Genomic DNA, 18,540 nt, shown 5'->3' with positions numbered 1-18,540 from the left:
AACAGAGCCCTGAGAGGATCAGGGCCTGGAAAGGAGGTAACAGGTTATGGCTTAACGCTGCTGCTTCAGGAATTCCTGCGCAAGGTTGGCCGAGGCGCTGTTGGGAAACCGCTCAACGACCTGCTGCATGCTGGCCTTGGCATCCTCGTTCCGTCCCAGATCCTGCTGTGACAGGCCGAGTTTATAGAGCGCATCGGAGGCCTTGGAGTGCTGTGGGAAACGTTCAACTAGCTGTTGGTACGCCTCACTGGCCAGCTGTGGTTCAGGACGTGGCTTGGCACGATGCACCTCTCCGGTCCAATAAAGCACGTTGGCAACCAGCGAACTCTGAGGGTATTGCTGCAAGAAGCGTTCAAAAGCCCCCAGCGCGGCATCGAAACTGTTACCGCGCACCAAGGCAAATGCCTCTTTGTAAGCCTGGGCATCAGAAACACCCGAAGGACTGGATCCGGCAGGGGTTGCGGTGTCGGAAGCCTTAGGGAGTGAACTCGGTTCACTGCCGGCTGACGGCAATGTCGAAGGCAGCGCTGGCGGTAATGAGCTACCCGGTGTCACAGCAGGCTGCTGATTCAACCGCGTAATGCGACGATCAAGATCGCGATATCGATCGCGCTGATCGGTCTGCATCCGCCTTAGCTGGTGCTGCTGTTGCTCAACCTGACCACGAAGAAATTGAACCTCCTCCTGCAACTGCTCGAGCATCATCAGCAATTGAGCATTGGCTGAGACGGAGCTGGCGGGAGTCGCCGTCGGTGAGGCGGCGGTCGGGGTTTGAGTTTGAGCCTGAGCCTGGGTTTGTGCCATGGCCGGGGCCGCAGAACCGGGCCCGGAGCCATTTCGATCTTCGACCGGCACACCATCGGCGGCCTGTGGCAGCATCGGCACAAACGCCAGCAGCAAAGCTGCCGGCGCAATAGAGGATCGCATCATAAAGTTCAGTCGTGATTAGCGGCCGTACTTCAGTTCAACGCGGCGGTTTTTGCTCCAAGCAGCTTCGTTGCTACCGGTAACAGCCGGACGCTCTTCGCCGTAGCTAACCACTTCGATCTGTTCGCTGGCAGCACCTTGAACGGTCAGGAAACGGCTAACGGCCTTGGCACGACGCTCGCCCAGAGCGATGTTGTATTCGCGAGTACCGCGTTCATCGGCATGGCCTTCCAGAACCACTCGGGCATTGGGGTTGTCGGCCAGGTACTTGGCGTGGGCGCTCAGGTCTTCAAAACCCACCGGGCGAACTACAGCCTTGTCGAAATCGAAGTAGAACACGGTCTGCAGATCAGCGATGGCGTCTTTGCCCATCTTGTCGGCCATGTGACCGCTGTGCATCTGGCCATCTGAGCCTGTACCAGAGGAGCTGGCAGAGTCCTGTTGCTGGCTGCCCTTGTCCATCATTTCACCGCTGTCGGAGGTGGTATCCGTGGTGCTACAACCCGCCATCCAGGCAACAGTAGCGGCTACCGCAACAGCTTTTGTGAAGTTTCCAACGCGCATGTGTATGCTCCTAAATTCTTTGTACAGGAAGGTTTGGGGTAAGTTACTGCTTCAACCCGACTATTGCAAGCTGTCAATTCCAGGCTACTGCAAGTACGGCGACCACGAAGGTTCGCGCACATTGCCTTGTTTTGAAGGCAGTTTGTATTTCACCTGTCCGTCGAGCGACACCACCGACAAGACCTCTTTGCCGGCCTGTTTTGTGGCATAGATCACCATGCTGCCATTGGGGGCAATACTGGGTGATTCATCCAATGACGTTTGGCTGAGAACATCAAGACGGCCGGTCTTCAGATCCTGCACCGCGATATTGAACACCCCCCGCTCACGATGGACCATCACCAGATGGCGGCCATCCTGGGTCAGGTGAGCCTTGGCGTTGTAGTCACCATCGAAGCTCAGACGCTCGATCCAACCGGTAGCCAGCTCTTTCTGATAGATCTGCGGCTGTCCACCCCGATTGGAAGTGAAGATGATCGAGCGGCCATCGGCCGACCAGGTGGGCTCGGTATCGATACCGTAGTGCTTGGTGATCCGGGTCAGCTTGCGGGTCGCAATATCCAGTGTATAGATCTCCGGATTACCATCCTTTGACAGCGTCAATGCCAGGGTACGGCCATCGGGCGACCAGGAGGGGGCACCATTGAGGCCACGGAAGCCGGTGACTTTCTCTCGCGCCCCAGTTGCCAGGTTCTGGATATAGATGGCCGGACGACCGGTCTCGAACGACACATAGGCCAGTTTCTTGCCGTCGCGGGACCAGGACGGCGACAGAATCGGCTCACGAGAGTCGAGAATCTGCCGGGGGTTGGCGCCGTCGGCATCGGCCAGCTGCAGCTGATAACGGTAGTTGTCCTTACTGAAGCGCTGGGCGGTGACATAGACAATCTGGGTCGAGAATGCCCCCGGTATTCCGGTCAACTTCTCGTAAACCTTATCGGCTATCGTGTGGGCCATACGCCGTAGCTGGCGGCGGTTGCCGGACAGGGTTTCTCCGATTAGGCGCTGCTCCTTCAGCACATCGAATAATTCAAACGAGATCAGATAGCGATCGCCGGCCTGGGGCTCGATGTTGCCGATCAGCAAGTATTCCTGCCCACCCTGGCGCCAGTCCCGGAAATAAACCTCGCCGGCGGTACTCGGGAAGCTGAGCATATTCTGCCGCGCCATCGGCTCAAACAGACCGCTACGGTGTAGATCCGCTTCGACAATCGAGGCAATATCCTCGGGCATCGCCTGGGGTTGCTGCCATCCGAACGGTGCCACCGCGATCGGGGTCGGCTTATCCACCCCCTGGGTGATCTCGATCGTCAATTCGGCTCTCGCAAGGGATGCAAGCAGCAGCCCGATCAGGGCACCATAACGAAGTAACTGTTTCACCTGTGCTAATACCTCTTATTGACTACAGCCGTAGATCTTCAGGCCTGAATTCAAGCGTTATGCGACGCAGGTATCGATCAAACACAACCGGATCGATCTGCTGCAACTCCGGGAACCGCTCGGCCTTCAGTACCGCCTGCACCACACTTCGATCGAAGGCCTCATCGCCACTGGATTTAGTGACATAGGCGTCGTCCACCTCACCGGTCGGCAACAGATGGATACGAACCAACGCTACCATGCCGTTTCGTGCCGACGGAGGCCTGCGCCACTGCGATTGGACGCCATCCCGAATAACGGCCTGTGCCGACGCCCACTGCTGCTCTGCTTTGGCAATAAAAGCACGTTCAGCGTCGGCCCGGGCCTTGGCTTCACGCTCGGCAGCCTCTTGAGCCTGTTGCTCACGCCGAGCCTGCTCTTCCAGCTGTCGCTGTCGTTCCGCCTGTTCTGCACGACGCTTTTGTTCAGCTTTGCGTTTGGCTTCGGCTTGGCGTTTTTGTTCCGCTTTTTTTTCTGCTTCGCGTTTTTTCTTCAATGCGATCCGGTCAGCCTCGGCTTTCTTAGCCTCATCGGCTTTACGCTTGGCCTCAGCTTTACGCTTGGCATCGGCCTGTTTTTTGGCCTCTGCCTTCTTCTTGGCCTCGGCTTTACGCTTCGCATCGGCACGCTTCTTCGCGTCGGCTTTTTTCTTATCCTCCGCCTTCTTCTTTGCGTCAGCCTTTTTCTTCGCTTCAGCCCGCTTCTTCGCGTCGGCTTTTTTCTTGGCCTCGGCCCGGCGTTTGGCTTCCGCTTTCTTGCGCGCCTCTTCGGCCTGCTGTTGACTGCGCAGGTCAACCAGTTCGGCTTTGATATGACGAGGAACCAGACGTTGGGTATCCGCACTGGTTTCGAACCAGGTGCTCGCCGTCAGCGCGACGATGCCAACGTGCAGCAGCAGTGCCAACAGAGTCGGCACCACGTAACTTGAGAGCGAATTCAAACCGGCTTTCATCGTTTATTCGGTAACCAGTCCGACGCCTGGGGCTCCAGCCGCTTGCAGGCCAGCCATCAACGCCATAACTTTCTCGTAGGAGACCTTCTTATCGCCGCGAACCAGAATCATTTTGGCAGGGTTGCTGGCCAGGATCTTACCGACCCGTTCGACCACAACATCCATGGAAACGGACTTAAGCGGATCACCACCGACATCGATGTAATATTCACCCTCAGCGGTCACCGTTACGATCAGCGGCTCCTTATCCTGGCTATCCACCGGCTCGCCACCGACCTTGGGCAGTTCCACATCAACCCCTTGGGTCAGCATCGGTGCGGTGATCATAAACACCACCAGCAGTACCATCACCACGTCGATGTAGGGCACCACATTGATCTCGGCGTTGAGTTTTCGCTTGGGCTTTTGACGTCGAATCATCGCTACCGCCTCAGCCGCCGGCATGCACACGACGGTGCAGAATACTGGAGAACTCCTCGGCAAAGGTCTCGTAACTGTTCATCAGCGTCTCGACCCGTGACGAGTATCGGTTGTAGGCAATTACCGCCGGAATCGCCGCGAACAGCCCAATGGCGGTGGCGATCAAGGCTTCGGAGATACCCGGCGCCACACTGGCCAGCGTGGCTTGATGTACATTGGCCAGGCCGCGAAACGAGTTCATGATGCCCCAAACGGTTCCGAATAGACCGATATAGGGGCTGGTCGATCCGACCGTCGCCAGAAACGGCAGGTGGGTTTCCAGCTTTTCCTCTTCGCGGGACAGAGCCACTCGCATCGAGCGCTGAACCCCGTCCATCACCGCATCCGGGTCGGCATCGGTCTGCTGTCGCAGACGGGTAAACTCCTTGATCCCGGCTCGGAAAATGTTCTCCAGTGCGCTGTTGGGGTTGGGATTATTATTCACCTCCCGGAACAGCACACTCAGATCGACCCCGGACCAGAACTTCTCTTCAAAATCACGAATTGAACGCCGAGCCTCTGCCAGTACTGCCCGACGCTGGAAAATCATCACCCAGGACAGCACCGAAGCCAGCACCAACACCAGCATCACCAGCTGTACCACCAGACTGGCATTCCAGACCAGGCTCCACAGTGACATTTTTTCTACCACGTAAACGCTCTCCTCATTGGCCAGCCAAAGCGGCTTAGTCCGTTGCTAGTTGGTATCGCCCCAGCATTGCTGCCAGGGGCGGAGGTATCGGTACCGGTTTCATCGTCTGGGCGTCGACGATCGCAACCTTGACCTGGGCCTCGCATAAAAGTTGCCGATCAGCCTGCCGAAACAGCTGTTGCCCGAACACCAGACTGGCTCTTGATTGGCGTTGGATACCGGTTTGGATCAGAAGTTCATCGTCAAGTCGTGCCGGTTGACGATAACGACTATCCAGACTGTGAACCACGAATAGCCAACCCTGCTGTTTTAACTGCCGCTGCTCAAAGCCCAGCTCCCGTAACAGCTCGGTACGAGCCCGCTCCATAAACTTCAAGTAGTTGACGTAATAGACAATCCCACCGGTATCGGTGTCTTCGATATAAACCCTGACAGAGCACTGATGCCGGTTGGACTCAGTCATCCTGCCCCCGGTGCAGCGACTCCATCCCGAAGTGCTGGTACGCCATTCGGGTTAACACCCGACCGCGAGGAGTCCGCATGATATAGCCCTGCTGAATCAGGTAGGGTTCCAACACGTCTTCGATGGTATCGCGTTCTTCAGAGATTGCCGCCGCAAGACTATCGACCCCTACCGGCCCGCCATCGAATTTTTCAATCATCGCCAACAGCAGACGCCGGTCCATGTGATCAAAACCGTGACTATCGACATTGAGCATGTCCAACGCCTGATCGGCCGACTTACCGTTGATCATGCCGTCGGCCTTCACCTCGGCAAAATCACGCGCCCGACGCAGTAGCCGGTTGGCGATTCGTGGGGTGCCTCGGGAACGCTGGGCAATCTCACGGGCGCCGGCCTCGTCGATATCGACCCCCAATAACTTGGCCGAACGCGTCACGATACTGACCAGATCGTCGACGCTATAAAATTCGAGCCGCTGAACGATCCCAAATCGATCGCGCAGTGGCGATGTCAGCAGACCGGCCCTGGTGGTTGCCCCGACCAGCGTGAAAGGTGGCAATTCGAGCTTGATCGAACGGGCTGCCGGCCCTTCACCAATCATGATGTCGAGCTGATAGTCCTCCATCGCCGGGTAGAGAACCTCCTCCACCGCCGGGCTGAGCCGATGAATTTCATCGATAAAGAGCACATCACCCTGTTCCAGATTGGTCAGCATCGCGGCCAGATCTCCAGCCTTCTCCAATACCGGCCCGGAGGTAGACTTGATATCCACCCCCATCTCATTGGCAATAATATGGGCCAAGGTGGTCTTACCTAGGCCGGGCGGACCGAAAATCAACGTGTGATCCAGCGCTTCCGAGCGGTTACGGGCCGCCGGAATAAAGATCTCCATCTGCTCTCGCACTCGCGGCTGGCCGACATAGTCGCTCAGCGCACGGGGACGGATCGCCCGATCCTGAACCTCTTCATTTCGGGATTGCGGTTGGGGGGCGATAAATCGATCAGCTTCAATCATTGATCACTCGATGCAGGAGAAATTTCAGTCCGAATCATAAAGGATTGAGAGCGCAAACCCTACTGTTCTGGTCATCGATCCGACAGACAAATTGAGGTTACAGCATGGCCTTCAACGACTGTCGGATCAGCGCCTCAGCATCGGCATCGCCAAGTTGTTTTTGGGCTTGAGCGACGGCTTTGCTGGCCTGAGCCGGCTTGTAGCCCAGTGCGATCAGGGCACTTTCCGCCTCGACCAGGGCACTCTCATTGTTTTGGATCGGAGTGGTATCGCCAACCAGAGCAAAGCCCTCAGCCACCGGTAGCCAGTCCTTCATCTTATCGCGCATTTCGACAATCAGGCGCTCGGCGGTTTTCTTTCCTACCCCCGGTATTTTGACCAACGCGGCGGTATCGTCATGATTGACGCAACGGGCAAAGTCATCGGCACCGATTCCAGACAGGATCGCAATCCCCATTTTCGGCCCCACCCCATTAACCTTGATCAGGGTACGAAACAGTGTCCGTTCCTGCTTCGTGGCAAAGCCGTAAAGTAGTTGCGCATCTTCACGCACCACAAAGTGCGTATGCAGCTCCACCGGCTGACCCAGCTCGGGCAGTTCGAAGATAGTGCTCATCGGTGCTTCTACTTCGTAGCCAACCCCCTGAACATCCACCAGAATCTGGGGCGGGGTTTTCTCCAACAGGGTACCGCGAAGGCGTCCAATCATTGTTCAGAATCTCCAGTTAAGACTTGAGGGCGCGAATACGTTGACGGCCCACCGCTCCGGCATAGCGTACCTGCCCTTGACGGGTATAGGCATGACAGAGCGCAATCGCCAAGGCATCGGCGGCATCGGCCTGGGGCAAGCCGGGCAACTTCAGGATCGAGCTGACCATATGCTGGACCTGAACCTTCTCGGCAGAACCCTTGCCGACCACCGCCTGTTTAACCGCCCGGGCAGCGTACTCTGAGACCTCCAGCCCCTGGTTAACACCGGCCACAATTGCCGCTCCCCTGGCCTGCCCAAGCTTTAATGCCGAATCCGCATTCTTGGCCATAAAGACCTGTTCGATCGCCATCTCCTGCGGGCTGTATAGGGTGATCAATTCGCTTACCCCTTCAAACACCTGCTGCAGCCGGTCGGGCAGATGATCCCCCTTGATACGGATGCAACCGCTAGCGACATATTCCTGCTTAGCGCCGATCACGTTGATCAGTCCATAGCCGGTTATGCGGGAGCCGGGATCGATACCCAGGATCACACTCATGTTGTTTTGCTCATCTGTCAGGACAATCAAAAAGGGAGCCTTACGGCTCCCAAGGTGTTACCAGCGCGACTCAGCGCCGCTCAATCTCGGCACTACTCTTCAAACTGCTAAGCAGGTCCACATAGTCGGACTGGCCCTTACGGTTGCTCAGGAATCCTCGCAGGCCATTCAGATCATCACCGCTGAGGCTTTCTCCAGGAGTCACTCCAGCAACACCGATCACCGCGACATCCCCGTCGCTCAGCTTGGCAGTTGCCCAACTAAGCTGCCCATCCTGAGGCTTAGGCATATTAAACAGGGTGTCGATCAATTGTGCATCCAAGGCGACCTCCGAACGGGTTACTCCGTCCATGTGCTGCCACGGGGCTTCACCCAACTGCCCAAGGGTCAGGCCCTTAGCATCAGCCAACTGCTGATCAGCCTGCTCCATCAGCAATGCATCGGCTTTTTGCTGCTTCAGGGTGGCGGCGATCTGCTCTTTCACCTCAGACAGATCCTGAGCTCGCTCCGGCAGGTGTTCCTTCACACGAATCACCACGACACGATCGTTGCCCAGCTCGATCAGTTCGGAGTTGTGGCCACTGTTCAGGACCTCATCAGAAAACGCCTGCTGCAGGACACGCGGATGTTGAGCGACCGGGTCGCTGCCACCATCACGACTGAACGGCGCGGTGGTTTTGATATTCAGACTCAGCTGGTCGGCCGGATCAAGCAGATCCGGGGCCGAAAAGCTGATATCCGCCAGCTGTTCGGACAGCTCAACAAAGCGTGCTTCGGACTTACTGGCGCGTTGCTCGGCTTCAAGCTCAGCACGGACCTCTTCAAAGCTGGGCGCTTCGCCTGTTTCGATCCCATTGAGTTTGATCAGATGGTAGCCGAACTCGGTTTCCACCGGTGCGGAGACTTCGCCCGCCTGAAGCGCGAACAAGGCATCTTCAAAGGCACCCACCATCACGCCCTGCTCGACCAAGCCCAACTCACCGCCGTCGGCTGCAGAACCGGCATCATCGGAGTTGGCAGCTGCCAACTCGGCAAAGTCTGAACCGGCATCGATCTCAGCCTTCAATTGCTCGGCCAGCTCACGCGCCTGCTCCGCAGTGCGCTCGTCGCTGATAGTGATCAGGATATGGGCCGCATCACGGGCTTCACTGGCTTCGTAGTTAGCCAGCAGTTGATCATACTGGGTCTGCAGTGCCGCCTCATCGAGTGCGACATCGGCTTCCAACGATGCACGATCCAGCTCTAGATATTCCAGCGATACCTGCTCAGCCGCCATAAAACCGGCTTGGTTATCGCGGTAATAGGTCTCGATCTCGGTTTCATCGACCGACACTTCGGACAGTGCCTCCTGCTGAGACAAAATCCGGTAATAGGTGTCCCGGCTCTGACGATCAATTGCCGCCACGGCCTGGGCTTCGTTCTCCAGCGCAAAGGCAGTCATCGCAATCGCCTGGCGCTCCTGCCCCATCAGAATCTCTTTTCTGAGCAGGTCCTGGTACATCATCGGCGTCAGGCCGGCATTACGCAAAATGGCGCGGAACTGGTCCTGATCGAAACGACCGTCAACTTGAAAGTCCGGAGTGTTGACGATGATCTGATCCAGCTGCTGCTTACCCACAGCCAAGCCTTTACGATCAGCCGACTGCAGCAACAACGATTGCTCAATCAAACGCTCGATCACGCCGGCACGCAACAGATTATCTTCCAGCAGGCTCGGGTCAATGCTGGAGCCCATCTGGGCAATCAGCTGGCGACGCTGCAGCTCGACTCCGTTCATGATCTCACCTTCAGTGATATCCACATCATTGACGGTGATCGGAGCGCCGGGATCTGACGCCAAGCCGACCAGAGAGTCCACCCCCCAAAGTGCAAAGGTGATGATAATAAAACCAACGATTATCTTGGCGATGATTCCCTGGGAACTCTCTCTGAGATTCTGAAGCATGTTGCCCTCTATCTGGCAAAACCATTATTGGCATGAACCGGTCGGGAGAGCGACTCCCGGCCTGGTTTGAAACTCATAAAAAAAGCGCATCCAAACTGATGCGCCTTTTTCATTGGCGGAACGGACGGGACTCGAACCCGCGACCCCCGGCGTGACAGGCCGGTATTCTAACCAACTGAACTACCGCTCCGTAACAGTCGCAACCGGTACCAGGCTGCGACTCATCAACAGCTCAATCAGTTAACCGCGTCCTTCAGCGCCTTACCGGCTTTGAAAGTCGGAACGTTGGCTGCTGCGATTTCGATCGGCTTACCGGTTTGCGGGTTACGGCCGGTGCGCGCTGCACGCTCTTTAACAGAGAAAGTACCGAAACCAACCAGAGCAACGCTGTCGCCGTCTTTCAGCGCACCAGTTACAGCGTCCAATGCTGCATCCAGAGCACGACCGGCAGACGCTTTTGACAGATCAGCTGAAGCCGCAATCGCATCAATCAACTCAGACTTATTCACTTATATTCCCCTTCTAAGAAAGTATAATTTTTTCTTCTTTACCCATACCCAACAGGACTAGCTCGACGCACTTTATACCAACTGCTCAAAACGAGTGTCAAGCGCTACAGCCAAGAAAAGATGCGGGCTACAGCCTAATGGGTGCTGATTTGATCCGGACCGGATTTAGTCGTTTTTTTCTTATCCGCGACCGCTTTTTCCGATTGACTTTTTGCCGGTTTTGGTTGATACGCCAAAGCGATTGCCAGGACCTCATCAATCCATTTCACCGGGATAATTTCAAGTTCTTGCTTGATGTTGTCCGGAATTTCTTTCAAATCCCGCAAATTTTCATCGGGTATCAACACCGTTTTAATACCACCTCGGTGAGCAGCAAGCAGTTTTTCCTTCAGCCCACCGATTGGCAAAACCTGTCCCCGAAGGGTAATTTCACCGGTCATCGCTACATCGGAACGGACCGGAATATCGGTCAACGCCGACACCAGCGCGGTGCACATTCCGATACCTGCGCTCGGGCCATCCTTAGGCGTAGCCCCCTCAGGAACATGGATATGGACATCCTGCTTTTCATGGAAGTCGGCCTCGATTCCCAGGCTGTCCGCTCGACTGCGCACGACGGTCAACGCCGCTTGAATCGACTCCTTCATCACATCACCTAGGGAGCCGGTATGGATCTGACGTCCCTTACCCGGCACAACCGCCGACTCGATGGTCAGAATATCACCACCGACCTGCGTCCAGGCCAGCCCGGTAACGCGACCTACCACATCCTTCTCTTCCGCCACGCCGAAGTTGTGCTTGCGAACCCCGCTGTAATGCTCAAGATCATCCGGCTCAATCGCTTTGGGCTCGGCACCCAGCTGCTTCAGCGACTTCTCCTTGACCACCTTACGCAGAATCTTGGCAATTTCACGCTCAAGCCCACGAACCCCGGCCTCGCGGGTGTAGTAGCGGATCAGGTCGCGAACCGAATCTTCGGACAGACTCGCTTCACCCTCTTTCAAGCCATTGGTTTTGAGCTGCTTGGGAATCAAATAGCGCTCGGCGATCTTGACCTTTTCATCCTCGGTGTAGCCTGGGATACGAATGATCTCCATCCGGTCCAGCAGTGGACCAGGGATGTTCATCGAGTTTGAAGTACAGACGAACATCACGTCGGACAGATCATAATCGACCTCCAGGTAATGGTCGTTAAAGGTATGATTCTGCTCCGGATCCAGCACCTCCAGCAGCGCCGAGGCGGGGTCTCCACGCTGATCCATACCCATTTTGTCGATCTCATCGAGCAGGAACAGCGGATTTTTCACCCCAACCTTGGAGATCTTCTGCAGCAGCTTACCGGGCATGGAGCCGATATAGGTACGTCGATGACCACGGATCTCCGCTTCATCCCGCACCCCACCGAGCGCCATACGAACATATTTACGGTTGGTCGCACGGGCAATCGACTGCCCCAGAGAAGTCTTACCGACCCCCGGAGGACCTACCAGGCACAGCACAGGCCCCTTGAGCTTGCGCACCCGCTGCTGGACGGCCAAGTACTCAAGAATCCGCTCCTTGACCTCATCCAGGCCATAGTGATCGGCTTCCAGCACCTCTTCAGCACGAGTCAGATCATGACGCACCTTGGAGCGCTTCTTCCAAGGCAGACTGACCATCCAGTCGATATAGGAGCGTACCACGGTCGCCTCAGCCGACATCGGCGACATCATCTTCAGCTTGTTGTACTCGTTGATCGCCTTGTCCTTCGCTTCTTTCGGCATTCCGACGTCATCAATCTTCTGACGAAGCTGCTCGATCTCATTCGGCCCCGCTTCATCCAGGTCACCCAGCTCCTTCTGGATCGCCTTCATCTGCTCGTTCAGATAGTACTCGCGCTGACTCTTCTCCATCTGCTTCTTGACCCGGCCACGAATCCGCTTCTCGACATTGACCAGATCGATCTCAGACTCCATCAACGCCATCAGCCGCTCAAGGCGCTCACGGGTGTCGGTCATCTCCAACAGATGCTGCTTCTCATCCAGCTTGGCAGTGACATGGGCCGCGATGGTATCGCCCAGGCGCAGCGGGTTGTCGATCGACGACAGTGAAGACAACACCTCGGAAGGTATCTTCTTGTTCAGCTGCACATAACGCTCGAACTGTGACAGCACGGTGCGGACAAACACATCGCCTTCGGCATCGAGCTCGGACACTTCCAGCTCGGTGTAATCCGCCACCCAATGCTGCTCGGTATCGATAACGTTATCGATCTTGGCCCGATAGGCCCCCTCTACCAGCACTTTGACGGTGCCGTCCGGCAGTTTCAGCAGCTGCAAAATATTAGCCACGGTACCGACGGAGAAAATATCCTCCTCGGTCGGCTCGTCCACTGAAGCATTCTTCTGGGCAACCAGCAGAATCTCCTTGTCCCCCTCCATCGCCAGCTCAAGCGCATTGATCGACTTATCGCGACCGACAAACAACGGGATAACCATATGGGGATAAACAACCACATCGCGCAGCGGTAGCAACGGAAGCTGCGATGATGAGGTAGCTGAATTCTGATCAAGATCCATAACAAACGCCTCTAGAATGATGACACACGGGCGATAGACTGCCCGCTAGAGTGGAACGCTCGGCATTGGGCCGTGGTAACGCTAATGATGATTGGGGCGAACGACGCAATTACAAGCCCCGGCTTGATTGGACAAACAAAAAAGGGCCACCAAGGCCCTTTTTTCGAATGGTAACGACTTACTCGTCAGGTGCCGCCTTAGCAGGCTCAGCAGTATCATAGATCATCAAAGGCTCGGATTCCTCTCGGATCACCCCTTCGTCGATCACGACTTTACTGACATTCTCCAGCGACGGCAGGTTGAACATGATATCCAGCAACGCTGCTTCCAGAATAGAGCGCAATCCTCGGGCACCGGTTTTCCGCTCCATCGCTTTTTGAGCTACGGCCTTGAGCGCATCCTCACGGAAGTCGACATCAGCACCTTCCATCTCGAACAGCTTCTGATACTGACGGGTCAGCGCATTCTTCGGCTCTGTCAGAATCCGCATCAGCGCTTCTTCATCCAGTTCCGCCAGCGTCGCCACCATCGGCAGACGACCGACAAACTCGGGGATCAGACCATATTTGACCAGATCTTCAGCTTCTACATCGAGCAGGGTTTCACCCACACTCTTGCCATTATCCTTGGAGCTTACCGAGGCAGCAAAACCGATACTGCTCTTCTCAGAGCGATCCTGAATCACCTTCTCCAGCCCGGCAAAAGCGCCGCCACAGATAAACAGGATATTAGAGGTATCGACCTGCAGGAACTCCTGCTGCGGATGCTTACGACCGCCCTGCGGCGGCACCGAGGCCACGGTACCTTCAATCAGCTTCAACAGCGCCTGCTGCACCCCCTCACCGGATACGTCACGAGTGATCGACGGGTTGTCCGACTTACGCGAAATCTTGTCGATCTCATCGATGTAAACAATACCCATCTGGGCCTTATCGACATCGTAGTCGCACTTTTGCAGCAACTTTTGAATGATGTTTTCTACATCTTCACCCACATAACCCGCTTCGGTCAGCGTGGTGGCGTCAGCGATGGTAAAAGGCACATTCAACAGCCGAGCCAGCGTTTGGGCCAGCAACGTCTTGCCACTACCGGTCGGACCGATCAGCAGGATATTACTCTTACCCAGCTCAACCTCGTCCTGACCACTTTGGTAACGCAACCGCTTGTAGTGGTTATAAACCGCCACCGAGAGCACACGCTTGGCCTTCTCCTGACCAATAACGTACTCATCCAGGGTCAGTTTGATCTCCTGGGGTGCCGGCAGCTGATCGCTGGTTTCTTCCGCACCAGGTTCCTGCACTTCCTCGCTGATGATGTCATTGCACAGATCAACGCACTCGTCGCAGATAAAGACGGATGGGCCGGCAATCAGCTTGCGTACTTCGTCCTGGCTCTTGCCGCAGAAAGAGCAGTAAAGCAGCTTCCCGTCACCACCTTTTCCGTTGATATCGTCGGACATTCAACTCCCTCAATTACAACACGGTACTCATCTGTTCATTAATGCAGACAAGCACCCGGTTTTTCAAGCTTGCTATCGAATAATATTAGCGCGTCATTCGCTCATACGCTGTTCGACCATCTGGTCGATCAATCCGTAATCAACCGCAGCCTGAGCATCCATGAAATTGTCTCGCTCGGTATCCTGCGCAATAGTCTCGATGCTTTGGCCAGTATGGCCAGCCAGAATTCGATTCAGCTTCTCGCGGATCGTCAGAATCTCACGGGTGTGGATCTCGATATCGGTTGCCTGACCCTGGTAGCCACCCAGCGGCTGGTGGATCATCATCCGCGAATGAGGCAGACAGTAACGCTTACCCTTGGCACCACCGGCCAGCAACAGCGCTCCCATACTGGCCGCCTGGCCCAGGCACATGGTGCTGACATCCGGCTTGATAAACTGCATGGTGTCGTAGATCGACAAACCTGCAGTCACCGAGCCTCCTGGCGAGTTAATGTACAGATGGATATCCTTGTCCGGGTTCTCTGACTCCAAAAACAGCAGCTGCGCCACCACCAGGTTGGCCATATGGTCTTCAACCTGACCAACCAGGAAGATAACCCGCTCTTTCAGCAGCCGCGAATAGATGTCGTAGGAACGCTCACCGCGCGCAGTCTGCTCGACCACCATCGGCACCAGACCGGATGAAGTGATAATGCTGGCGCCGGGAATCTCGTTCTGCATAGCAAACCCTTATTCTGTTTCTTGATTGGAGATTGCATCCGGACCCTCCCGGTCCGATGCACGCTAGCGACCTAAAATACACCAGTCGCATAGCGATAAAAAACGGCAGGCGGCGTTATCGCCGACTGCCGTTTGTATAGATATCAACCGAGCCGCGCCCGGTCAACGAAAACGCGCTTATTCAGCGGCTTCCGCCTTCTCTTCTTCCGCCTCAGGAGCTTCTTCAGCCTCTTCCGGCTGAGCCGGCTTGATCGCATCCTGATAAGAAACCGCTTCTTCGGTTACCTTGGCCTGAGAAGCCAGCAGATCAACAACCTGATCTTCCAGAACCAACGCCTCAACCTGAGCCAACTGCTCTTGGTTGCCGTAGTAGTAGTCGATCACTTCCTGCGGCTGCTGGTAAGTTTGAGCCATCTCTTCGATGGTGGAACGAACACGGTCAGCATCGGCCTTCAGTTCGTTGGCTTGAATCAGCTCACCGACCAGTAGGCCGATGGAAACACGACGCTTGGCCTGATCGGCAAACAGCTCAGCCGGCAATGCGCTGGCGTCGATGTTGGCACCACCACCAAACTGCTGTACCGCCTGCTGACGCAGACGATCCACTTCACCGTCGATCAGCGCCTGAGGCACGTCGATGTCATTCAGGTTAACCAGTTCGTTCAGAACCTTGTTTTTCAGCTTGGCATGCAGCGCCTGCTTGACTTCGCGCTCCATGTTGTTGCGAATTTCGCCTTTGAAGCCGTCCAGGTCGCTCTCTTCAATACCGAACTTGTTGAAGAATTCGGCATCCAGCTCCGGCAGCTCTGGCGCAGAAACCTTGTTGACCTTAACTTTGAACACAACTGCCTGACCGGCCAGCTCTTCAGAGTGATACTGCTCCGGGAAAGTCAGCTCCAGCTCAAGCTCTTCGCCGGCGGACTTGCCAACCAGACCATCTTCGAAACCCGGGATCATGGTGCTTGAACCGATCACCAGATCGTGCCCTTCAGCCTTGCCACCCTCGAACGCTTCACCATCTTTGAAGCCTTCAAAGTCAATATTCAGCTGATCACCGTCTTCGGACGCGCGTTCTACATCGCTGAAGGTGGAGTGCTGCTTGCGCAGAGTCTCAACCATCTCTTCAACGTCGGCATCGGCAACTTCAGAAGTTTCCTTGACGATTTCAGCAGCGGAGTAATCAGCCAGGGCGATTTCCGGATAAACTTCGAAAGTCGCCACGTATTGGAAATCCTGACCTTCTTCGCTCTGCTTCGGCTCGATGTTCGGGCCGCCAGCCGGCTTCAGTTTTTCCTGGGTGACCGCTTCGTAGAAAGACTGCTGGATCACTTCACCCAGCACTTCTTGGCGAACACCAGCACCGTAACGGCGCTTGAGCACCTTCATCGGCACTTTGCCAGGACGGAAGCCGTCGATACGAGCAGTACGCGCAGTCTGTTTTAACCGACTATTGACATCATCCTCGATCCGCTCGGCAGGAACGGTTACCGTCATCTGGCGCTCAAGGGAAGAAGTCGCCTCAACAGAAACTTGCATGGATTTTCCTCACAAATGTAATTACTCGCGGCCGAACCATTCGCCGCCACAGCTAAAACTAAAGGGGCGAAATTTTCTGCCATCACTGCTACGGAGTCAAGCGTAACCGACACAATTCGGCCACAACCTAACCGGCATCGAAAGATAGTGAATCTATAGAATGGAGAGAGTAAGAAGAGAGTGTCAGAGATGGGGTGGGCGATGGGGCTCGAACCCACGACCACCGGAATCACAATCCGGGGCTCTACCAACTGAGCTACGCCCACCATCTCTTAAGCTGTCATGGTGCGGACGGAGAGACTCGAACTCTCACACCTCTCGGCACCAGAACCTAAATCTGGCGTGTCTACCAATTTCACCACGTCCGCAATGACAGGTTGCATAATGGGGTGGGCGATGGGGCTCGAACCCACGACCACCGGAATCACAATCCGGGGCTCTACCAACTGAGCTACGCCCACCATTATGCAAATTTCGACCTTTCGATCGATCCGCAGAATAGCTTCTGCGATGAGTGATCTAAGCCACTCTAGATACCCCGCTTGTCGAGGTGGCGCGTATCTTAGCGTGCACAGCGTGAAATGCAACCCTCTTTTTCTTCAAAAAATAGTTTCGCATTCGAGCACTTAACCAGACCGCCTAGCCGAACTAAACAGAATGGCACGCCCTACAGGATTCGAACCTGTGACCTACGGCTTAGAAGGCCGTTGCTCTATCCAGCTGAGCTAAGGGCGCACACAGATAACGCATTCAATCTCCAAGCAGACATTCAACCAGCGTCTGCTCAGGTGGTGCGAATTGTAGAGCCACCGCGACGAAATGCAATATCCCTAACGCGAAATTCGGCCATCGAAAAAAACCACATCAGAAAGATGCAAGCAAATGAGATCAAAGAGAAAAGTGGTCGGGGTAGAGAGATTCGAACTCCCGACATCCTGCTCCCAAAGCAGGCGCGCTACCAGACTGCGCTATACCCCGACAGATCCGCGACTGAATGGCCGCGTTGAAAGAGGTGCGTATTCTACAACTGCGGAGACTCAGGTCAACCTCTTTTTTAGGTTTTTTGGTCCTACCCGATCCACAACAAATACTGGCGCTAATCAACACCCCTTACTTTGCCTAAGCGGTTTTCCATGCGAAAATCGCAGCCTCATTTTTACCGCCGGTGTTTCCGGCTTTAGCAACAGGGTAGAAAGGCAGCTTCATGAGCGCAAAGATCATCGACGGCAAACAGGTCGCCAGCGACGTAAAACAGAAAGTTAAAGCTGGCGTACAAGCCCGCCTGGAAGCCGGCAAGCGCGCACCAGGACTCGCCGTCATCTTGATCGGCAGCGATCCCGCCTCACAGGTCTATGTCAGCCACAAACGCCGGGCCTGCGAAGAGGTCGGTATTCAATCCACCGCCTACGACCTGCCCGCCGAAACCAGCCAACAGGAGCTATTGGATCTGGTCGATGAGCTTAACGAAACCGATCACATCGACGGCATCCTAGTCCAACTACCCCTACCCGAGCACCTGGATTCCAACCAGATCCTGGAGCGCATTCGCCCCGACAAAGATGTGGATGGTTTCCACCCTTACAACCTAGGACGTCTGGCTCAGCGCATGCCGGTACTTCGCCCCTGCACCCCCAAAGGGGTGATGACGCTACTGGAATCCACCGGCCAGACCATTCGCGGCAAAGATGCCTGCATCGTCGGCGCATCCAACATCGTCGGACGCCCGATGACCTTGGAGCTGCTACTGGCAGGTGTCACCACCACCACCTGCCACCGCTTCACCCAAGACTTGGCTGGTAAGGTTGCCCAGGCCGACATTGTTGTGGTCGGCGTAGGCAAACCCGGCCTGGTCAAAGGCGAATGGATCAAGCCCGGCGCCATCGTTATCGATGTAGGCATCAACCGCCTGGATAACGGCAAACTGGTGGGTGATGTCGAGTATGCTCCTGCGGCCGAGCGGGCCGGCTGGATCACCCCGGTACCGGGCGGCGTTGGGCCAATGACGGTCGCAACCCTGATGGAAAGCACCCTCTACGCTGCCGATGTGCTTCATGACGCCTGATCTCTAAAGAACCCAAACCATTAAAAAAGGCGCCCCAAGGCGCCTTT

At 55.7% G+C, this 18,540-nt stretch carries 17 protein-coding genes and 6 tRNA genes; 1 reads left to right on the top strand and 22 read right to left on the bottom strand.

The genetic code is table 11. The annotated features are described in order from the left end of the window. Window positions 1-51: 51 nt before the first annotated feature. The 22 genes from ybgF to DV711_RS01180 all read right to left on the bottom strand — a co-directional run bounded on the left by ybgF (window position 52) and on the right by DV711_RS01180 (window position 17,409). Complete coding sequence (gene ybgF, locus DV711_RS01285; RefSeq protein ID WP_114693838.1) at window positions 52-930, bottom strand: tol-pal system protein YbgF; 879 nt, start codon at window positions 928-930, stop codon at window positions 52-54. Between the two features lie 15 nt (window positions 931-945). After that, on the bottom strand, window positions 946-1,491 hold the full coding sequence (gene pal / locus DV711_RS01280) for a peptidoglycan-associated lipoprotein Pal (protein WP_114693837.1): 546 nt from the start codon (window positions 1,489-1,491) through the stop codon (window positions 946-948). Window positions 1,492-1,575: 84 nt separating this feature from the next. Then, window positions 1,576-2,871: a Tol-Pal system beta propeller repeat protein TolB gene (tolB, locus tag DV711_RS01275; protein ID WP_114693836.1), complete on the bottom strand. Its 1,296-nt coding sequence runs from the start codon at window positions 2,869-2,871 to the stop codon at window positions 1,576-1,578. 22 nt (window positions 2,872-2,893) lie between these two features. Continuing rightward, complete coding sequence (locus tag DV711_RS01270; RefSeq protein WP_165839959.1) at window positions 2,894-3,850, bottom strand: energy transducer TonB; 957 nt, start codon at window positions 3,848-3,850, stop codon at window positions 2,894-2,896. 15 nt (window positions 3,851-3,865) lie between these two features. After that, complete coding sequence (gene tolR, locus DV711_RS01265; protein ID WP_114694879.1) at window positions 3,866-4,282, bottom strand: protein TolR; 417 nt, start codon at window positions 4,280-4,282, stop codon at window positions 3,866-3,868. Between the two features lie 10 nt (window positions 4,283-4,292). Further along, window positions 4,293-4,961 (bottom strand): protein TolQ, encoded by a 669-nt coding sequence (gene tolQ / locus DV711_RS01260; protein WP_114693834.1) that lies wholly within the window; start codon window positions 4,959-4,961, stop codon window positions 4,293-4,295. 46 nt (window positions 4,962-5,007) lie between these two features. Continuing rightward, window positions 5,008-5,436: a tol-pal system-associated acyl-CoA thioesterase gene (gene ybgC / locus DV711_RS01255; protein WP_114693833.1), complete on the bottom strand. Its 429-nt coding sequence runs from the start codon at window positions 5,434-5,436 to the stop codon at window positions 5,008-5,010. Further along, on the bottom strand, window positions 5,429-6,451 hold the full coding sequence (gene ruvB, locus DV711_RS01250; RefSeq protein ID WP_114693832.1) for a Holliday junction branch migration DNA helicase RuvB: 1,023 nt from the start codon (window positions 6,449-6,451) through the stop codon (window positions 5,429-5,431). Before ruvB ends, ybgC begins: the two co-directional genes overlap by 8 nt. A 97-nt stretch (window positions 6,452-6,548) precedes the next feature. Further along, window positions 6,549-7,160: a Holliday junction branch migration protein RuvA gene (gene ruvA, locus DV711_RS01245; RefSeq protein WP_114693831.1), complete on the bottom strand. Its 612-nt coding sequence runs from the start codon at window positions 7,158-7,160 to the stop codon at window positions 6,549-6,551. A 16-nt stretch (window positions 7,161-7,176) separates the two neighbouring features. Next, a complete protein-coding gene (gene ruvC, locus DV711_RS01240) occupies window positions 7,177-7,701 on the bottom strand; it encodes a crossover junction endodeoxyribonuclease RuvC (protein WP_114693830.1) in 525 nt (174 codons plus the stop codon). A gap of 70 nt (window positions 7,702-7,771) precedes the next feature. Then, window positions 7,772-9,646 (bottom strand): SurA N-terminal domain-containing protein, encoded by a 1,875-nt coding sequence (locus DV711_RS01235; RefSeq protein ID WP_114693829.1) that lies wholly within the window; start codon window positions 9,644-9,646, stop codon window positions 7,772-7,774. A gap of 113 nt (window positions 9,647-9,759) precedes the next feature. Next, window positions 9,760-9,836, bottom strand: a tRNA-Asp gene (locus DV711_RS01230). A gap of 46 nt (window positions 9,837-9,882) precedes the next feature. Next, window positions 9,883-10,155: an HU family DNA-binding protein gene (locus DV711_RS01225; RefSeq protein ID WP_114693828.1), complete on the bottom strand. Its 273-nt coding sequence runs from the start codon at window positions 10,153-10,155 to the stop codon at window positions 9,883-9,885. A 134-nt stretch (window positions 10,156-10,289) separates the two neighbouring features. Next, the gene (gene lon / locus DV711_RS01220; RefSeq protein WP_114693827.1) at window positions 10,290-12,713 is read right to left on the bottom strand and encodes an endopeptidase La; all 2,424 of its coding nucleotides are present in this window, start codon (window positions 12,711-12,713) and stop codon (window positions 10,290-10,292) included. A gap of 178 nt (window positions 12,714-12,891) precedes the next feature. Then, the gene (gene clpX, locus DV711_RS01215) at window positions 12,892-14,172 is read right to left on the bottom strand and encodes an ATP-dependent Clp protease ATP-binding subunit ClpX (RefSeq protein WP_114693826.1); all 1,281 of its coding nucleotides are present in this window, start codon (window positions 14,170-14,172) and stop codon (window positions 12,892-12,894) included. A gap of 93 nt (window positions 14,173-14,265) precedes the next feature. Continuing rightward, complete coding sequence (gene clpP, locus DV711_RS01210) at window positions 14,266-14,895, bottom strand: ATP-dependent Clp endopeptidase proteolytic subunit ClpP (RefSeq protein ID WP_114693825.1); 630 nt, start codon at window positions 14,893-14,895, stop codon at window positions 14,266-14,268. Between the two features lie 177 nt (window positions 14,896-15,072). Continuing rightward, the gene (gene tig / locus DV711_RS01205; RefSeq protein ID WP_114693824.1) at window positions 15,073-16,431 is read right to left on the bottom strand and encodes a trigger factor; all 1,359 of its coding nucleotides are present in this window, start codon (window positions 16,429-16,431) and stop codon (window positions 15,073-15,075) included. Between the two features lie 190 nt (window positions 16,432-16,621). Beyond that, a tRNA-His gene (locus DV711_RS01200) sits at window positions 16,622-16,697 on the bottom strand. Window positions 16,698-16,714: 17 nt separating this feature from the next. Continuing rightward, window positions 16,715-16,799, bottom strand: a tRNA-Leu gene (locus DV711_RS01195). 17 nt (window positions 16,800-16,816) lie between these two features. Further along, window positions 16,817-16,892: transfer RNA gene (locus DV711_RS01190), tRNA-His, on the bottom strand. Between the two features lie 197 nt (window positions 16,893-17,089). Beyond that, window positions 17,090-17,166 (bottom strand) — tRNA-Arg (locus DV711_RS01185). 166 nt (window positions 17,167-17,332) lie between these two features. Further along, window positions 17,333-17,409, bottom strand: a tRNA-Pro gene (locus DV711_RS01180). Window positions 17,410-17,635: 226 nt separating this feature from the next. Between DV711_RS01180 and folD the strand changes: the two genes are divergently transcribed. Continuing rightward, window positions 17,636-18,493: a bifunctional methylenetetrahydrofolate dehydrogenase/methenyltetrahydrofolate cyclohydrolase FolD gene (gene folD / locus DV711_RS01175; RefSeq protein ID WP_114693823.1), complete on the top strand. Its 858-nt coding sequence runs from the start codon at window positions 17,636-17,638 to the stop codon at window positions 18,491-18,493. Window positions 18,494-18,540 lie beyond the last annotated feature (47 nt).

The organism is Motiliproteus coralliicola, assembly GCF_003345655.1.
Lineage (GTDB): Bacteria > Pseudomonadota > Gammaproteobacteria > Pseudomonadales > Balneatricaceae > Motiliproteus > Motiliproteus coralliicola.
Note: the sequence above shows the minus strand (reverse complement) of the source record. Positions and strands in the feature narration are given on the sequence as shown.